Here is a 15288-nt window from a genome sequence, read left to right as displayed (position 1 = left end):
CTCCCATGAATAAAGATCAGGAAATGAACTACAAGGCCTGGCTGGCGGTTTTAATTTTAGGCGGATTGATTTGGATCACTCCCCCACCTGAAGGCCTTAAAGAGGGCGCTTGGCAGCTTTTTGCGATCTTTATCTCTGCGATCTTTGGAATCGTCATCAAAGCGGCGACCATGGGAAGTATTTCGATGATTTCCATGGCTTTGGTGGCAGCATTGCAATTGCGTGCTCCCGGTGACATTTCTCAATCCGTGAAGCTTGCTTTGAGTGGTTTTGGAAACGGTACGATTTGGATGATCACCATTGCGTTTTTTATTTCCCGGGGTTTTATCAAAACGGGCCTGGGCCGTCGTATCGCTTATTGGTTTATCGTAAAACTTGGTGGAACTCCTCTGGGTATTGCTTATGGTCTGACATTTTCTGATTTGGTGCTCGCACCCGCAACGCCCAGTAATACCGCTCGCGCTGGGGGAATTTTGATGCCAATTATGAAATCCATCGCCATGGGTTTTGGTTCTGATCCTGCGGATCCAAAAACTCACCGCCGAATGGGCGCCTACCTAACATTGAATTCGTACTATGCGAATTTGTTGGGCGCTGCGATGTTTATCACTGGCACCGCTTCGAACTCCATGTGCCAAAAGTTTGCAAAGGACTTAGGAGTGGAAATTTCTTGGGGCGGCTGGGCTATGGCGGCACTAGTTCCAGGGGTTGTTTCACTCGCACTAACTCCGTGGCTCTTGTTTAAAATCTATCCTCCAGAACTAAGGGATACAAAATCAGTTCAACAAGAGACGAAAAAGAAATTGGCCGACTTAGGCGCTGTGACTCGTAACGAATGGTTAATGGTCCTAGCTTTCGTCATGCTTTTAGTGATGTGGATCTTTGGACCCCAGCTTAAAATCGATGCCACTGTTGGAGCGATGGTTGGTCTTTCGTTCTTACTGTTAAGCGGAGTTTTAACTTGGGAAGATGTTAAAGGCGAAAAAGGCGCCTGGGACACCATGGTTTGGTTTTCAGCCTTGGTGATGATGGCCGAGGGGCTTAATCAATTGGGCTTTGTCAGCTGGTTCAGCGGCCTTGTCAAAGCGGAACTAGGGTTGCTGCCGTGGTATTGGGCCTTCCCAGCTGTTGTCTTGGTTTATTTCTACACTCGATATTTATTCGCAAGTGCCACGGCTCACGTGGCAGCGATGTATTCAGCTATGCTTGCTGTAGCGATTGCTGTCGGCATAGAAGGCAAGCTTGCGGCTTTGATGTTGGGTTTTGCAGGATCACTTTCAGGAGTCCTAACTCACTATGCGCATGGCCCTGCCCCTATTTTATATGGTGTGGGTTACGTCGACTTAAAAGATTGGTGGAAGATCGGATTTATTTTCTCGATCGTTTATATCATCATCTGGATGGGACTTGGGGCCGCTTGGTGGAAAGTCTTAGGAATCTATTAAAAAAAAGCCCCGTAGTTATGACGGGGCTTTTTTCTATCGTCAGTTAAGGACGGATTTCGTGATCCATGTCTGTGCGTGAAGGACCGACTTCGGAGCTGGATGAGATATCCATCGCACCGTTTCTGCGAAGAATTTCTTTCGCTTTATCACTCCACTCACTGTCATCCACGTGAACAGACAACAGCATACCGCCGTCTTTGACCATGGCTTCATAGCGTTTGGCTTCGTACTCGGGAATGCCCATTCCAACCAACGCGCCCACCAGACCACCGACAGCACCACCAACACCAGCGCCCGCTAGCGCACTCATGATAGGACCGGCTGCTACCAACGGACCCAAAGCAGGAATCGTAGCAATCATACCGGCGCCGACAAGCCAACCCAAGGCACCACCTAACAATGCACCAGCACCACCGCCAGCTGTGGCGCCTTCTGGAGCTTTTGTGTCTTTTTGGTGAGCAAATGTTTGAGTATCGCCTTTAGAAGGCATCAAGACCGAGATGTCTTCATTACGGAAGCTTTCCATCTTTAAGTTTTCTACACAGCTTTCAAGATCGCTTCTTGATTTAAAAATACCGAATACCACTTTGTCGCCTTTTTTACCCATGGAAACCTCCTATTTCTTTTCGATAGTCGTGTTGTTGATGACTGAAGTATTTTTTGCGACGGATTTCGCAATCTTTTCGACTTTGGATCTTTCGGAATCGTTTTCAACCACACCACGCAAAACAACCTGGTTGTTTTCAGTGATGATTTTGATGTTGTGAGCATTCATCGATAAGGATTTATCGTCCATGATCTTACGACGAATCATACGAGTCATGTCAGTCTCGTGCTGTTCGGACATTGCCTGATCGTCTGCGACTTTGGCTTTGTTTTGCGTCGCCTCTGCAGCGAAACCAGATTCAACCAAAAGCAGTATAGCAAAAACGGAAACTAATGATTTCATTTCAACCTCCCGCCGCCAGCATAGTTGAAATGATTTTTTGAAAACACGCAGATCAAAGAGGAACTGCTAATTATCAAAAGACTTTTTGACGAGAGTCAGTGTTTGAAAATAAAAAACCCAGACTAAAACAGCCTGGGTTTACGATGAGAGTCAAAATTTCAGAGAACGAATTTATCTGTCTTTGTTGCCGTGTGGAGGTTGATTGCCAGACCCACCGGACGATCCGCCACCAGCATGTGCACTTTGGCCTGCGCCAATAACTAAAATAGAACCAATAAGTAGTGCGATAAATAATTTCATTATTCTTTCTCCAACAGCGTATCGATCGCTGTAAACGCAAATACAGGAATATTTCCTTTAGCTTCCGGTTTTTCCAAAAGCTTCACACGCTCTTTGAAGGCGCGCTCTTCAATCAAAATCCACTCACGATATGTTTCCTCGCTGATTGATTCGAAGTAAACATTCATCAAGTTTGCGAAGTTAACGTCGGAATTTTCCGGCTTCAAAAATCGCTCTGTGAGTCTTAATCCGACGGCTTTAATGGTTGCCGAAGAAAATGGTGCTCTCACCTCACCTTGACCATAAAGTCCATTCCCGAGGGGTCGGAGAACTTTAAGGTCTACCATGCGTTCGAGCACCCCGAGACCGTATGAACCGAATCTCTGTTGCACGAAGCTTTGGTCAAAGGGACGTGTTTCAGCCAGGACATAGAGTTCTGTGAAACACGGGTCCTTTTGTAAATCAGCTTCCACGTCGAAACTAAAACGATGTAGAGGCGAAGATTTAAGCTGCGGATCCGTTTTTTCCAGCTTTTCACGAACCAGTTTTGGTGCTTTTTCAACAAGATGATTAAGATCTCTGGCGTCTAATAGGCAGGAATAAAGCTTATAAAGCGTTGTGTAATTCGGGTTGTGAGATTTCTCTCGCAAACGATTCAACGTCTTTACGTGGATCTGAGACTTAGTAGCCAACATGTTAAGGCCCTTTTTAGGGTCCTTAAAACGCGAAAGGTAAGCTTCGATATCCAAGGATACTTGATCCTGAATAGTGCTTACTTCAGCTGCTAGTGTGGTTTCTAAGATCTCCATTGCTCCCCTTCAATTGATGGGCTTACCTATCTCAGGAAGGGGTTCAATGCAACGAGACAAAAGACAATGGGGCTTGGTGTCAAGCCCCGGAGTCCTAACTAGCAAGTAATAATTACTGGCAGTTTGGAACGTTCAATTGTTTTGTGAACAAGAACTTTTCGTAACCGTTTTTAGTAGTAAGAACTTTAGAAACTTTAGCTTCTACAGTTAGAGCGTAAGTTCCAGAAACAACTTTGTCAGCGCAAGTGCGGTGTTTACCGTTTACGTTCCAGTCGCATTCCCAAGCAGTGCGAGTGTAGTTGATTGGAGTAGTCAAGTATTTAGAACCTTTGTAAACTTCTTTACGGTAGTTGTCACCGATAGTGATAACATCGTATTGAGCTACTGGTTTTTTAGTGCGAAGGTTAGCACCGTCTACGCATACGAAAGTGTAGTCGATAGCAGAACCCATGAATACTGTGCCAGCTTCGATTTTGATTGTTGGGTCTTTTTCAAGAACTTCCCAAGAAGTGTCAGCAGTGTAGTTAGCTGCGAATGCAGAAGAAGAAACCAAAAGAGCGATCATTGCTACGAATTTGTTCATTATAATTCCCTTTGTTAAAATTGTTTTCGTTTTTAAAACTTAAATCGTTCGGACGAGATGGGGTTTCCATCTTTTCGCGATAGAAGTAAATTTTAAATCAAAGGGGTTCTTGTGATTTTTGGACAGACCCAACTTTGTCCAAGTTTAGTCAGGACAAAGTTTCCTTTGTCCTGCTTTAGGAGCGGTTTTTAAGGCGCACCGCGAAGGAAAATCAATCTGCTTTTCGTTCAAAATACTGCAAATCAATAAAAATGGCAGAAGCCAGGATCAAACTCTTTTCATTTTCATCCAACTCCGTCTGCCCGAACTCTAACTGGAAGTTGTCAGCATCCAAAAAAGCTTCTTTTAAAAGACCTGACCACTTTTTTCTAATAACGGCCGCCTCCCTGTTGTTCTTTAATATAGGGAAGGTCCAAAACTGCAGGAAACCGGACTGCATATTCATGATCACTCGGCCCTGAGCGTTCTCGATATCGAATTTCTTTTTCACAATTCCGAATCGCTGCTGAAGCGCCCCTATATATTGACCACCGCTCGCATGGACTTCTAAGCGCTGAAAGAAGAGCCGAAAGGGATGTTTAACCGTAAAAACTTGCTGGCGTTCATTGTTAAAAAAGTGCAGTTCAAAACTTCTCCAATGCCCCAAGAACTGCCGCACTAACAGTCCTAAAAACCCCTTTTGTTGTTCGGCGCAAAACCCCACCACTTCGCCCTTTTGGTTGCGGATTTCGTATTTGTTGCGAGTTTCAAAGCCGATCAACTCAGCCAACTCCTTACGCTGACGGATGAAAAGCTGATTTTGATCTTTCAAAGCTTCAAACAAGGACATAACAACTCCCCTTAAATTAGGTTTAAGACTATCGGAAGCTTATTTTGGCGACAACGAGCAACTGGCGCATAACGGACTTCCCCCTCCGACTTGGCTGTATTTGATGGAACGACCACCTCTTGAACAGGGAAATATTACCGGAGCACGTTAAAGACCTGATTTGAAGGTTTCTTAAACTCGGGCGGCAGCTCAACGGTGGTGATTTTTAGACCCTTCAGATTAAAGAATTTTTATCCTGTTATGAGTTTCTTTTCATGCGCATTTTCGGCAAAGGGTTGTTATTGACGCTCCCTTTAAACTGGATTACAGAGTTGTCACTGAAATTTTCGGGGATAGCTAACTCCCCATAATGGTGAAGAAAAAATGAATTCCGTCGGTGGCGTGAACATTCTTAAATTGGTTTTACTCTTGGCTTTCAGCCTAACTTCCCATGCTCAAAATCTGACTGCGCCAGAAATCACAGGCGCGCCTGCGAACTCTTTTGTGGCTCTTTGTTACCATGATGTCAGCAATGGCTTTGTGGGCAATGAATTCAGCATCCGCAGAAAAGATCTTGTCGATCAGTTTGATTACTTGAAAGCCCACTATAATGTCGTCAGCCTTCAAGACATTATCGATGCCAATCAAGGCAAAAAGAACCTTCCTCCCAAGGCCGTGCTTATCACGGTGGATGATGGCTTGGGTTCTTTTTATGAAATCGTTTATCCCCTACTTAAAGAATATAAATTCCCTGCCGTTTTTGCCGTTGTTACAAAATGGACTGAAGATGGCGCGGCTCCTGATTATGGATTTAAAGATTCCAATCCAAAAATGGCTTCGTGGAAGCATTTGAAAGAGATGATGAAGTCAGGTCTTGTCGACGTGGTCTCTCATACTCATGATTTACACCAAGGGCACATCTTTAATCCACAAGGGAACCAGGCCGCAGTTGCAGGCTTTTTCAAATACGATCCAGTCACTAAGACTTATCAAACCGAAGAAGAAATGTCTTCTCGAGTGGAGTTCGATCTTAGAAAAAGCAACGAACAATTAAAAAAGCACTTAGGAAAAGACAATACAGTGATCGTGTGGCCGTATGGTCAAACGAACGGCGTCTCTAAAAAAGCTGCCGAAAAAGCTGGTATGAAAATCCAAATGACTTTGCGCCCGGGCTTTAATAACGCCAGCGATATCTCTGAAATCGGTCGTGGCTTGGTCATGGCCGCGATGGATATACCCCAGTTCGCAACGGCCGTGGAAAAAGCCTTTGTCGATCAAAACCCGGTGCGTATGGTTCGCGTGGATCTGGATAGCATCTGGAAAAACAATGAAGCAGAAACAGAACAGGGCCTGGGAGATCTTTTAGAACATGGTTTGGATTTGTCTCCAAGTGCCGTGCTGGTACAGGCCGTATCCGATTCCGGGGAAGCCTATTTCGTAACAGATAAAATGAAGATGCGCGGAGACTATTTAAATCGCGCTTCTCACACCCTTAAGAACCGTGCGCGCGTGGCATGGTCCTATGGCCGTTTGCCACAGTCATTCCTAAAAAACACGGATACGGCCAAAGCGGCACTTCGTGACTTGGCCAAGTTCACAGATATCGATGGATTATTCTTTGAAGTTTCTGCCAAAGACAACTTAAGTGAAATTCCTTTTGAGTCTTTGATGGCAACGGTTCGCTCGATTCGTCCCGCGATGAAGTTTGGTCTGATTGGTCAACAACCAACCAATAGCACCCTTTTTGACTATGTTATTTTGAATACCAAGCAATTGGATAAAGCTAAAACGACTCAACCGGAAAGTATTTCTTTGAGTAAGGAAATCATCGCTCTTCCGAAAGACTACAAGTCGGACGCTTCTCATTTGCTGGCCCAAGGTTATTTAAATTTATTTTATGACGTGAATTTCAAAGGGTTTCAGCCAGACGCTGACTTTAAATCCTTATTCACGATTCGCCCTATATTCCCTCCACACAAGGGAGAGGCAAAATGATGATTATCTCGAACCTACCTGCGGTTTTAAAATTCATTTTTATCGTCGTGCCATTTATGCTGCCAATGATCTGGATCATGGGAGCATTTTTGTTCTACTTTAAGCACGAGCGCAAACGTCTTGAGCTGACTGAATTTTCAGATCAACCTTACACGATTTTGATTCCTTGCTATAACGAGGAAAAAACAGCAGAGGCAACGATTCGCTCTTTGGACCACTTGCCGACGAACAAGTGCGAAATCATCGCAATCAATGATGGCAGCCGTGATAAAACTCAAATGGTTTTGGAAAAACTCGCGATGTCCCGTCCTCATATGCGTGTGATCAATTTGGTTCAAAACCGCGGTAAAGCGGCGGCTTTGACTTTGGGTGCAATGGCCAGCCGTCATGAATTCATCCTCTGCATTGACGCGGACTCGGAACTTGATGGCAACGCCCCAAGAATCATGATGGAGCATTTCGCCGATCCCCATGTTGCCGGTGTGACTGGTAACCCGCGCGTAAAAAATCGCGGAACATTGGTGGGCCGCCTGCAAGTAGGTGAATTCTCTGCCCTGGTTGGAATGATTAAACGTTATCACCAAACTCTGGGTCGCTTATTTGCGTTGTCCGGTGTTTTAGTGATGTTCCGTAAGTCTGCAATCGAAAGCATTGGTTATTGGGATACAGACACTGTGACCGAAGACGTTGGTATCAGCTGGAAACTGCAAACATCAGGTTGGGCTTTAAAATATGAACCGAAAGCCACATGTGATGTTTTGATGCCAGATACTTTGAAAGGTCTTTGGAAACAAAGACTTCGCTGGGCTCAAGGCGGATTTGAAGTGGTTCTTAAGCATGGCAAATCGGTTTTGAACGGCCGTGACGTCGGTCTTCGTTTGATCCTTTTAGAATACATTTTCTCGGTATCCTGGGCCTTCCTATTGCCGGTGACGATCGGCTGTGCGATTTTCGGGACGAACCTTCATGATATCAATTTGAACTATGCGATTCTTTTGACGGGAGTCATGAGCTTCACGCAGTTCTTGGTAGGTTTATTCCTACACGGGCGCTATGAACGCTCTTCGGGTCTTGGCTTTGTTGCCATTTGGTACCCGTTTGCCTATTGGATGATTAATAGTTTTGTGTTATTCGTGGCGATTCCAAAAGTTCTATTTGGACCAAAACGCCAATTTAGTTCTTGGATCAGTCCCGACAGAGGTGGGGTTACATATGCGAAAAATAATTGAAACAACTAGTACACTAGCATTATGGATCGTTTTCATCGTGGGAAGCAGCCTTGCTGTTTTCGACTATTTCTTTAATGCTGAAGCTGCAGAAAAGATTTCTTCTCATTTAACTTTGATTTCATTGGCTCCGCTTTTTGCGGTGTTGATCTTTGGTTCAATGCTGATTGCTGTACGTTTCGCAAAAAACGAGACGACGAAAAAGACAATAGCCAACGAACACACAGTTCAGTGGTCTGCTGAAGAACTCGCTTATGCGCAAACGGGTAAAGTGGTGGACTTGCACTTTTCAAGCACCAGCCTTGCTTGCCAAGTTGTTGCTCGCGAAGAGGTGGCATCCATTCTTCACTCCGAAAACCAAACAATGCACGTGACAATCGCTGTGCAGAAATCTGATGAACCCGCTTTGGCTCTTTTGCCACAAGCGTTCTAGCTCCCAAAAAATCCTAGAGCTCGTAAAAGCCTCGATAATGACATCGGGGCTTTTTTTTATTTACGCCCTTAAGTTCTTAACCAATTTCCGTTGAATTGCCGGGAGACACGTTAACAAACACTGACAAAAGCAGTCATTGTGCTGCAAAACATCTCGAGCCTCCTTCAAGATCATACGAAAATATCAGTATGATGCTGGAACAAGACCCTTTCCATGAACATAAGCTCTCCGTTTTTCAACAAGATCGAAATTGTTGGAAGGTCGCTCGATTTAATCAGGCAGCACTCCTCATAGACTCCGCTGACTTTTATCGGGCCCTTCACTCTTCGTTTATAAAAGCACGTCACACCATATTTATCATCGGCTGGGAGGTGGATAGTGGAACGCGCCTGCTACGCGGCGAAGAGGAAGCTCAAAGCCCCTACCCTTCCGTTTTGATCGATCTATTGATTCGCAAGGCGACGGAAAGCCCCGACCTGCAAATATATATTTTACCATGGGATGCATCCATAGCTTTTTTGGGCGAACGGGATTTGAATCCAGAATTTACCTGGCAAATTCAAGCACCCGCCAATTTGCATTTCTGTTTGGATCGCACAATCCCTTTATGGGGTAGCCATCATCAGAAGGTTATTTTAGTTGATGACGAAATCGCTTTCACTGGTGGGATGGATATTGCGCGCCAACGGTGGGATGAACGAGATCATAAAATCATTGAACCTGAAAGAACGGACACAAACGGCGAATATGGGCCTTATCACGATGTGCAGATATTGACTGATGGGCCTATCGTTCAGTGTTTTTCTGAACTGGTACGACGCCGTTGGGCCCTGGCAACGGGGGGCTCAGCGAAACCCCGTGAAACCACCGCGTCTGATCCCAAATCCTGGCCCGATCAGATCAATGCCAACTTCAAAAATATGAACGCCGCACTGGCCAGAACGATTCCCATGTCTCGACATCGCTCGGCCGTTCGTGAAGTTCAGAAAATGTATCTCGATCTCATTTTGGTGGCGGAACGATTTATCTATATTGAAAATCAATATCTGACAGCCCCCGAAATCGCCCATGCTTTGAACCGGCAATTAAAAAGCAAACCAACTCTGCGGGTTTTACTTATCAGCTCCTATGACCCTCAAGGTTTGTTCGAATCCGAATCCATGTGGGCCAGTCGCATTGATTTCAAAAATATCGCTGAGGCTGGCATTGATACTAACCGCATCCAATTTGTTTGCTCTGGTATTCGCAGCAAGCAAGGTCCCACTGTTTTTAAAAGAATTCACTCTAAGATTATGGTCGTTGATAATCACTATATGGTGATTGGCTCGTCGAATATTTCAAATCGTTCGATGTCTTATGATACAGAGTGCGATTTTATTATTGAGGCCCGCAATTCAGAAGAACAAATGCAAATTGGACAGGCTCGAAACGACCTGCTGAGCGAACACTGCGGTATCGACGCAGACAAGCTTGAGGATATTCTTAATTCCCCACAGGCTTTATCAATTTTAAGAGAATCTACGGACGAAGATAAATACCACCTTTACGATATTGATGATTCCAAGTTCACAAGTAAGACCTTTCAATCTATGGCGACCATGGTGGCCGACCCTTCGGCGTCTTCCTCACAAAATCTGGGTTTGAAAAATCCAAGTCGTCTGGTTTTGTTTGCCGGATTATTGATGTTAGCTGGTGGAGCCTTATTAATTTGGTTCATCCATTCGCACATCGCTTGGTTCACTGCCGAAAACGTTGAAAGGTTTTTAAGCTCGGCCCGCAATTCACCTTGGGCGGTTTTTATCGTGTGGTCTTGTTACATCGTCGGTGGATTTATTTTATTTCCAGTGACTTTGATGTCGTTAGTAACAGCGGCTGTATTTGGATCGATTCTTGGTCCCCTTTATGGCTTGTCAGGAGCCTTGATCAGTGGATCATTAATGTTTTCATTGGGACGATGGTTACGTAAAAAAGGTTCCTCTGCCTTTTTTGGAGAAAGAGCCCAAAAGATAGATATGCAATTTCGCAATTCAGGTGTGATCGGCATGACTATTCTTAGGGTTGTTCCCATTGCACCGTTTAGTATAGTGAATGTGGCAGCAGGAATTTCCTCCATTCGCTTTACTGATTTTTTACTAGGAAGTTTGTTCGGCTTTCTGCCCGCCTTTATTGTAAAAGGTATTGTTGGGGATTCGCTGACTCGGATTCTTTTGCATCCAGATCCTCAAACCATTGCAATTTTAGTTGTGGGTATCGGGCTTTGGATTCTTTTAGTTTTTGCTTCCTGGTGGGTGGCTCGATGGTGGCGAAAAAGGAAACATGTATGACCATCAGAATCGTGACATATAATATTCACGGCGCGAAAGGCATAGATGGCAGACGGGACTATTTAAGAATAGGTTTGTTCTTAAAACATCATAACATCGACGTCGCCTTGATTCAGGAGATGGACACACGCACGGGTTCTGACCCTATCAGGGACATTCAAGAGTTAAAGACCGATCATTTTAAATATTTCGTTGCTGCTCCCACCATGGAACGCGAAAAGGGATGGTACGGAAACGCCATCTTATCCAGATTTCCGGTGTTCAGTCATAAAATCATGGATATTAGCTCTCCAGACCGAGAACCTCGCAATATTGTCGAAGCCTTTTTAGAAACCCCCAAGGGGCTTTTACATGTGATCAACACGCATAAGGGTCTCAAAATTGCGGAACGCAACCTGCAGATGAAAAAACTTTTTGATTTCGTCACAGGCGACAGCTCCCACCCGTTAATCGTGGGCGGAGATATTAACGAGTGGCAAAGCTATTCTGCAAATTTGAAACGCTTAAACAATGTCCTGCATGCGGTGCCTTCGGGAAACACATTCCCGACACGGGCTCCATTTTTAAAATTGGATCGAATGTGGTGCCGTCCCCCCTCTTTGGTAAGGGAGTCCATGGTTTTAAAAACAAGTGATTCAAAATATTTTTCTGATCACTATCCCTTGTTGGCAGAAATTCAGATGATTTAATTATTCGTCGTCGGAAAATAATGACATCTGTCCGGTGTAAGATTTGAGCGGTTCCTTCGCAGAAAACTGAAATCCACTGTCAGATTGATTTACTTTTAAAAACTCCAACCACTGAGTTCCTGACATCTGGGCAGTCAACCAAGTATCAAAAGACTCCGCCTTCAAAAATAACGGACAACGATCGTGACCCGCATCTAAAATCTCGGGCGTGGGTTCCGTGGTAAGAATCGCGAAGGAATCAACCACCTCACCCGTTTTGTCATCCTGCCAAGAATCCCAAATACCTGCAGCGGTCAGCAGCTGATCATCCGAAGACGAAATCGCTATCTTGTGCCCAGCAAAACGCCCTAGATACACAGCTTCGTAAAACTCCTGAATCGGCACCAAGCAGTGTTTTGTTTCAAAGGGTTTTTTCCAGGAAGGCTTATTTAAGACTTCCTCCATCCGCGCGTTGTAAGTTGCGAATTTTGGTTTTCGCACCTTGGACCACGATGGGATCAGGGAGTAATTCATCAGCTGAACCTGGGGTTTTTGCTCGGCGGCTATAACCACGGGGGCCGGAGTGTGCGGATAGATAATCTGCTGAGGCATTGCTAAGATAGGCGGAAACTCAACCCGATAGGTTTTTTTTAGAAGATTGAATTCCGAAGCGGCTCCGTAACTTGCACACATGCCACTTATTATCGCATAACTTCTTTTAAAAGAAATCCTGTAGTTTAGCTCTTTGCAAAGTCCGAAAGCTTATCACCCGTCAGACGGTATACTGTCCACTCATCCATGGGAGCTGCCCCCACATTGACGTAAAAATCGATGGCTGGTTGATTCCAATCTAGGACCGACCATTCCAGGCGACCGCATTTACGCTCCACTGCGAGCTGTGCTAATCGTTTTAAAAGACCCTTGCCGATGCCGTGGGCACGAAACTTAGGTATTACGAAGAGATCTTCCAGATAAATCCCCGGGCGTCCTAAAAATGTAGAGAAGTTATGAAAAAATAAAGCGAAGCCCGCCGGTTGCTGGTCCCATTCGGCGATAAGAACTTCTGCTTTGGGTTCAGGTCCAAAAAGATTTTCGCGAAGTAATTCAGGGTTCGCCACTACTTCGTGGGACAGCTTTTCGTAGTCAGCCAAACCTTTGATAAAATCCAGAATAAGTTCGCAATCAGCAACATCTGCTTTTCGAATCTGTAAACTCATAGCTAGCCTCGCACTGAATGCGGTGTCTTAATTGTTGAAGGGGCTGAAAAAGAAAAACCCCGATACTGCTATCGGGGTTTAATATTTTATCCAAAAAAATTGGAGCGGGAGACGGGGCTCAAACCCGCGACCTATGCCTTGGCAAGGCATCGCTCTATCAACTGAGCTACTCCCGCGCTCAAAGAGAAACCAAAATTACAGTTGCCACTGTCTATTGTCAACGGCTAAAACTAAAAAAATGAAAGCAATTTTGATGAGCCGCGCGAAAAAATGGATGATTTTAGCCCTTATAGGGTGTTCTGCTTATTTTGTGGGCTACATTTGGGGAAAAGACGTTCAAAAATCTCCCCCGCCTCCCCCGACAATTCAGACTCCGAATTTACCTCGGTAAAAGAGTCTGCGTTCTACTCCCCTTGTTCCATCAGTGGCTTTGGGGAGTGTTGGCGTCGGCTTTTGCTTTTTGGTCTTCCTTAATCTTTTGATTTACGTCTTCGCGATTCTCGAATGTGCGATCTCGTTGCAGGCGAGTTTTTACGCCATGGATTTCAGCCGTCGGGGCTTTTTCTTTCAGTTTCTGATTAAGATCTGCTTTATCTTTTGCGACGCGATCGCGGGCTTCTGTGCGCGCGGGAGATTCATCGGCGCGGGCCGGTGGAGTATCCTTTTGCGGTGGCTCTGAAAATGCCAACGAAGAGAATAAACTGATTGCAATAAGTGCGTGGTAATTCATGACTCCTCCTATCCCATTGCCGCTTTCAAGGATAGCGACAGATAAGACGGTAAGCAGTCTGTTTATTTACATGATGGCTGAGATGGCGCGCAGTTGCTCCGTCTTTTCATGGATATTATTTTTAAGAGCGACCTTCTGTTTTTCAGTGAGCTGAGTCATCACCTGTGTGATCAGCTTTTGCAAATTCTCTTGATAGGCCTGATTCGCGGCACGGAACTCTGGCAAATCGAACTTTTCGGCTTGCAAAGTATAATCGCGAACGAACTTCTTCATCTCCTCCATGGAGTTTTGATGAGAGATAAATTCATTAAAAATATAGGCCTTGTTTCTTGCTTTCAGTTCTGCGGGATACGGAAAGTTTTTAACGCTCTCTGCGATCATCTTTTCCTGATCCTTAGTGAGCGATCCTACAAACATCTCAAAGATGTCTTCGTACTTACCTCTATATTCCTTCTGCGCTTTAGCGATATTCTGAGCCTTTTCGATATCTTCCCGATTTTTCTTAGCGAAAGACTTTTTAAAATATTCAATCTGCGTGGGTTGTGTGGTGCTAATAAATTCAACAGCCGTGGTTGCGAAATGGGAGTTGATCTGTTCGATGTCTTTGAAGAACTGGCTAAAGTAAAAGGCGACCTTACTATCGTTCAACGTTCCTGCTTCGACATCGTTTTGGATTTTTTGCAGGCGATCCGTCCATTGCGGAAGCAACGTGGTCTTCATGACGCCCAGGTCTTTTTTAATGTCTTTTTTTAAAGCCTTGCTTTGATCGGAAGAGATATCAAAGTAGTCGTCGACTTTGGAAGCAATGTAAGTATCTGCCCAACGATAAGCAATATCCAAACGACTGCAACCAGACAGGAACAAAACACCCAACGACAAAACCAGTAAGATATTTTTCATGCAACCTCTTCCTTCTAAAAAGGCTATCAAAGCCTTCCTGGGAGCGGGAAACAGAGTGCTGCTTCCCGACCTTCGCTCTAGGTAAAGTGTTGCATATTCATATTTCAACTCGACTTTGTCTTAGATATGACTGCGATAATCTGCCGCAGGACGATCAATGTCCGAAGCATCTGCTTTCGCTGACACGGAACCCGGCAATTTATCTGCTAAAATATCCAAACGTTCCACAATGGGTGGGCGAGCTAACAAATCTGAGGCACGAGCAATAAGGTTCGATGCCACTTTACCTTCCAGATGGGCTCGACGCGCATACTCGTCCGGGAATGCATCAAAGATTGCAAATGTTGAGGGTCCGATACGACATGCAAACCACGCGGTGGTTCCGACTTCTTCTCGGACGATCTTCATGGCGTCTCTTAAAAAGTTTTCGAGCTCGAACTCGCGGCCCGGTTTTGCTTCCAAATGAATGTACAAGCCCAGCGTCGTCATGCGACCTCCGATAGATTCACGATACTTTCTCTGGGAGGTGTCTCCAAGTGAAACGAATGTGTTTCTAATCAGAAGAAAATCACCTTTTTTCAGCTTCACCCTTCTTAAGTCCTGAAAAACTCCGATAAAGGGGTCAGCTCTTATTGCGAGAGCTTCAACAAGGAGAACAGAATGTTAAAATTCACAGCAAAGATGACACTTGTAGTAGCAATGTTAGGTATGGGAGCTTGTGCTTATTCCCCAGTTAAAGAAGAACCTCGTTCTCCCTCTAACTATACGGAAGAAACTTCGAAGCCTATGCCATGGCACTATCCTTTCGTGCAAAAGGATGCTTCAAGAATGTCTTACTATTAAGATGTTCAGAAAACTTGATTCACATAAACCGGGGTTTGCACCCGGTTTTTTTATTTACAACGGTCGACAAAACTCCGCA

Annotated in this window: 18 protein-coding genes and 1 tRNA gene; 7 read left to right on the top strand and 12 right to left on the bottom strand. The window is 44.9% G+C overall.

Annotated elements, in window-relative coordinates; genetic code table 11:
- Nucleotides 1-5 precede the first annotated feature (5 nt).
- Nucleotides 6-1445 (top strand): anion permease, encoded by a 1440-nt coding sequence (locus B9G69_RS13420; protein ID WP_217897663.1) that lies wholly within the window; start codon nt 6-8, stop codon nt 1443-1445.
- A gap of 43 nt (nt 1446-1488) precedes the next feature.
- On the opposite strand, the gene B9G69_RS13415 is transcribed toward B9G69_RS13420, so the two are convergent.
- From B9G69_RS13415 to B9G69_RS13390, 6 genes are all read right to left on the bottom strand, one after another.
- Entirely contained in the window at nt 1489-2052 is a 564-nt protein-coding gene (locus tag B9G69_RS13415; RefSeq protein ID WP_088614540.1) for a DUF3341 domain-containing protein, read from the bottom strand.
- Between the two features lie 9 nt (nt 2053-2061).
- Entirely contained in the window at nt 2062-2394 is a 333-nt protein-coding gene (locus B9G69_RS13410) for a BON domain-containing protein (RefSeq protein WP_088614539.1), read from the bottom strand.
- A 171-nt stretch (nt 2395-2565) separates the two neighbouring features.
- On the bottom strand, nt 2566-2694 hold the full coding sequence (locus B9G69_RS13405; RefSeq protein WP_254916766.1) for a hypothetical protein: 129 nt from the start codon (nt 2692-2694) through the stop codon (nt 2566-2568).
- On the bottom strand, nt 2694-3482 hold the full coding sequence (locus B9G69_RS13400; protein WP_088614538.1) for a hypothetical protein: 789 nt from the start codon (nt 3480-3482) through the stop codon (nt 2694-2696). The genes B9G69_RS13405 and B9G69_RS13400 overlap by 1 nt, the downstream gene beginning before the upstream one ends.
- Before the next feature lie 112 nt (nt 3483-3594).
- Complete coding sequence (locus B9G69_RS13395) at nt 3595-4065, bottom strand: hypothetical protein (protein ID WP_088614537.1); 471 nt, start codon at nt 4063-4065, stop codon at nt 3595-3597.
- A gap of 211 nt (nt 4066-4276) precedes the next feature.
- Nucleotides 4277-4894, bottom strand: coding sequence for a phospholipid scramblase-related protein (locus B9G69_RS13390; protein ID WP_088614536.1), 618 nt, complete (start codon nt 4892-4894; stop codon nt 4277-4279).
- Nucleotides 4895-5257: 363 nt separating this feature from the next.
- Between B9G69_RS13390 and pgaB the strand changes: the two genes are divergently transcribed.
- From pgaB to B9G69_RS13365, 5 genes are all read left to right on the top strand, one after another.
- The gene (gene pgaB, locus B9G69_RS13385) at nt 5258-6868 is read left to right on the top strand and encodes a poly-beta-1,6-N-acetyl-D-glucosamine N-deacetylase PgaB (RefSeq protein ID WP_265437783.1); all 1611 of its coding nucleotides are present in this window, start codon (nt 5258-5260) and stop codon (nt 6866-6868) included.
- Entirely contained in the window at nt 6865-8097 is a 1233-nt protein-coding gene (pgaC, locus tag B9G69_RS13380; protein ID WP_088614534.1) for a poly-beta-1,6-N-acetyl-D-glucosamine synthase, read from the top strand. Before pgaB ends, pgaC begins: the two co-directional genes overlap by 4 nt.
- A complete protein-coding gene (locus tag B9G69_RS13375; protein ID WP_088614533.1) occupies nt 8081-8527 on the top strand; it encodes a hypothetical protein in 447 nt (148 codons plus the stop codon). Before pgaC ends, B9G69_RS13375 begins: the two co-directional genes overlap by 17 nt.
- 188 nt (nt 8528-8715) lie before the next feature.
- Entirely contained in the window at nt 8716-10851 is a 2136-nt protein-coding gene (locus B9G69_RS13370; protein WP_088614532.1) for a VTT domain-containing protein, read from the top strand.
- Nucleotides 10848-11540, top strand: coding sequence for an endonuclease/exonuclease/phosphatase family protein (locus B9G69_RS13365; RefSeq protein ID WP_176400909.1), 693 nt, complete (start codon nt 10848-10850; stop codon nt 11538-11540). The genes B9G69_RS13370 and B9G69_RS13365 overlap by 4 nt, the downstream gene beginning before the upstream one ends.
- Here B9G69_RS13365 and B9G69_RS13360 read toward each other — a convergent pair whose 3' ends face one another.
- The 6 genes from B9G69_RS13360 to B9G69_RS13335 all read right to left on the bottom strand — a co-directional run bounded on the left by B9G69_RS13360 (nt 11541) and on the right by B9G69_RS13335 (nt 14855).
- Nucleotides 11541-12212 (bottom strand): SOS response-associated peptidase, encoded by a 672-nt coding sequence (locus B9G69_RS13360; protein ID WP_265437782.1) that lies wholly within the window; start codon nt 12210-12212, stop codon nt 11541-11543. It lies immediately after the preceding gene.
- Nucleotides 12213-12256: 44 nt separating this feature from the next.
- Entirely contained in the window at nt 12257-12736 is a 480-nt protein-coding gene (locus B9G69_RS13355; protein WP_088614529.1) for a GNAT family N-acetyltransferase, read from the bottom strand.
- A gap of 100 nt (nt 12737-12836) precedes the next feature.
- Nucleotides 12837-12912, bottom strand: a tRNA-Gly gene (locus B9G69_RS13350).
- Between the two features lie 245 nt (nt 12913-13157).
- The gene (locus B9G69_RS13345) at nt 13158-13466 is read right to left on the bottom strand and encodes a hypothetical protein (RefSeq protein WP_088614528.1); all 309 of its coding nucleotides are present in this window, start codon (nt 13464-13466) and stop codon (nt 13158-13160) included.
- Between the two features lie 66 nt (nt 13467-13532).
- The gene (locus B9G69_RS13340) at nt 13533-14366 is read right to left on the bottom strand and encodes a DUF6279 family lipoprotein (RefSeq protein ID WP_088614527.1); all 834 of its coding nucleotides are present in this window, start codon (nt 14364-14366) and stop codon (nt 13533-13535) included.
- Between the two features lie 120 nt (nt 14367-14486).
- Complete coding sequence (locus B9G69_RS13335; protein WP_088617084.1) at nt 14487-14855, bottom strand: putative quinol monooxygenase; 369 nt, start codon at nt 14853-14855, stop codon at nt 14487-14489.
- Between the two features lie 171 nt (nt 14856-15026).
- Between B9G69_RS13335 and B9G69_RS13330 the strand changes: the two genes are divergently transcribed.
- Complete coding sequence (locus B9G69_RS13330; protein WP_088614526.1) at nt 15027-15209, top strand: hypothetical protein; 183 nt, start codon at nt 15027-15029, stop codon at nt 15207-15209.
- The last annotated feature ends 79 nt before the right edge of the window (nt 15210-15288 follow it).

Origin of the sequence: Bdellovibrio sp. SKB1291214 (assembly GCF_002209355.2) — a bacterium.
Taxonomy (GTDB): domain Bacteria; phylum Bdellovibrionota; class Bdellovibrionia; order Bdellovibrionales; family Bdellovibrionaceae; genus Bdellovibrio.
The sequence above is the reverse complement of the archived record's forward strand: the minus strand, read 5'-3'. Positions and strand labels throughout refer to the sequence as shown.

What these genes read in the sequence shown, in the direction of transcription:
- B9G69_RS13340 (WP_088614527.1), bottom strand. Translation starts at nt 14,366, where the DNA reads ATGAAAAATATCTTACTGGTTTTGTCGTTGGGTGTTTTGTTCCTGTCT.
- B9G69_RS13345 (WP_088614528.1), bottom strand. Translation starts at nt 13,466, where the DNA reads ATGAATTACCACGCACTTATTGCAATCAGTTTATTCTCTTCGTTGGCA.
- B9G69_RS13400 (WP_088614538.1), bottom strand. Translation starts at nt 3,482, where the DNA reads ATGGAGATCTTAGAAACCACACTAGCAGCTGAAGTAAGCACTATTCAG.
- B9G69_RS13330 (WP_088614526.1), top strand. Translation starts at nt 15,027, where the DNA reads ATGTTAAAATTCACAGCAAAGATGACACTTGTAGTAGCAATGTTAGGT.
- B9G69_RS13335 (WP_088617084.1), bottom strand. Translation starts at nt 14,855, where the DNA reads ATGACGACGCTGGGCTTGTACATTCATTTGGAAGCAAAACCGGGCCGC.
- B9G69_RS13370 (WP_088614532.1), top strand. Translation starts at nt 8,716, where the DNA reads ATGATGCTGGAACAAGACCCTTTCCATGAACATAAGCTCTCCGTTTTT.
- B9G69_RS13410 (WP_088614539.1), bottom strand. Translation starts at nt 2,394, where the DNA reads ATGAAATCATTAGTTTCCGTTTTTGCTATACTGCTTTTGGTTGAATCT.
- B9G69_RS13395 (WP_088614537.1), bottom strand. Translation starts at nt 4,065, where the DNA reads ATGAACAAATTCGTAGCAATGATCGCTCTTTTGGTTTCTTCTTCTGCA.
- pgaC (WP_088614534.1), top strand. Translation starts at nt 6,865, where the DNA reads ATGATGATTATCTCGAACCTACCTGCGGTTTTAAAATTCATTTTTATC.
- pgaB (WP_265437783.1), top strand. Translation starts at nt 5,258, where the DNA reads ATGAATTCCGTCGGTGGCGTGAACATTCTTAAATTGGTTTTACTCTTG.
- B9G69_RS13390 (WP_088614536.1), bottom strand. Translation starts at nt 4,894, where the DNA reads ATGTCCTTGTTTGAAGCTTTGAAAGATCAAAATCAGCTTTTCATCCGT.
- B9G69_RS13415 (WP_088614540.1), bottom strand. Translation starts at nt 2,052, where the DNA reads ATGGGTAAAAAAGGCGACAAAGTGGTATTCGGTATTTTTAAATCAAGA.
- B9G69_RS13375 (WP_088614533.1), top strand. Translation starts at nt 8,081, where the DNA reads ATGCGAAAAATAATTGAAACAACTAGTACACTAGCATTATGGATCGTT.
- B9G69_RS13420 (WP_217897663.1), top strand. Translation starts at nt 6, where the DNA reads ATGAATAAAGATCAGGAAATGAACTACAAGGCCTGGCTGGCGGTTTTA.
- B9G69_RS13365 (WP_176400909.1), top strand. Translation starts at nt 10,848, where the DNA reads ATGACCATCAGAATCGTGACATATAATATTCACGGCGCGAAAGGCATA.
- B9G69_RS13355 (WP_088614529.1), bottom strand. Translation starts at nt 12,736, where the DNA reads ATGAGTTTACAGATTCGAAAAGCAGATGTTGCTGATTGCGAACTTATT.
- B9G69_RS13405 (WP_254916766.1), bottom strand. Translation starts at nt 2,694, where the DNA reads ATGAAATTATTTATCGCACTACTTATTGGTTCTATTTTAGTTATTGGC.
- B9G69_RS13360 (WP_265437782.1), bottom strand. Translation starts at nt 12,212, where the DNA reads ATGTGTGCAAGTTACGGAGCCGCTTCGGAATTCAATCTTCTAAAAAAA.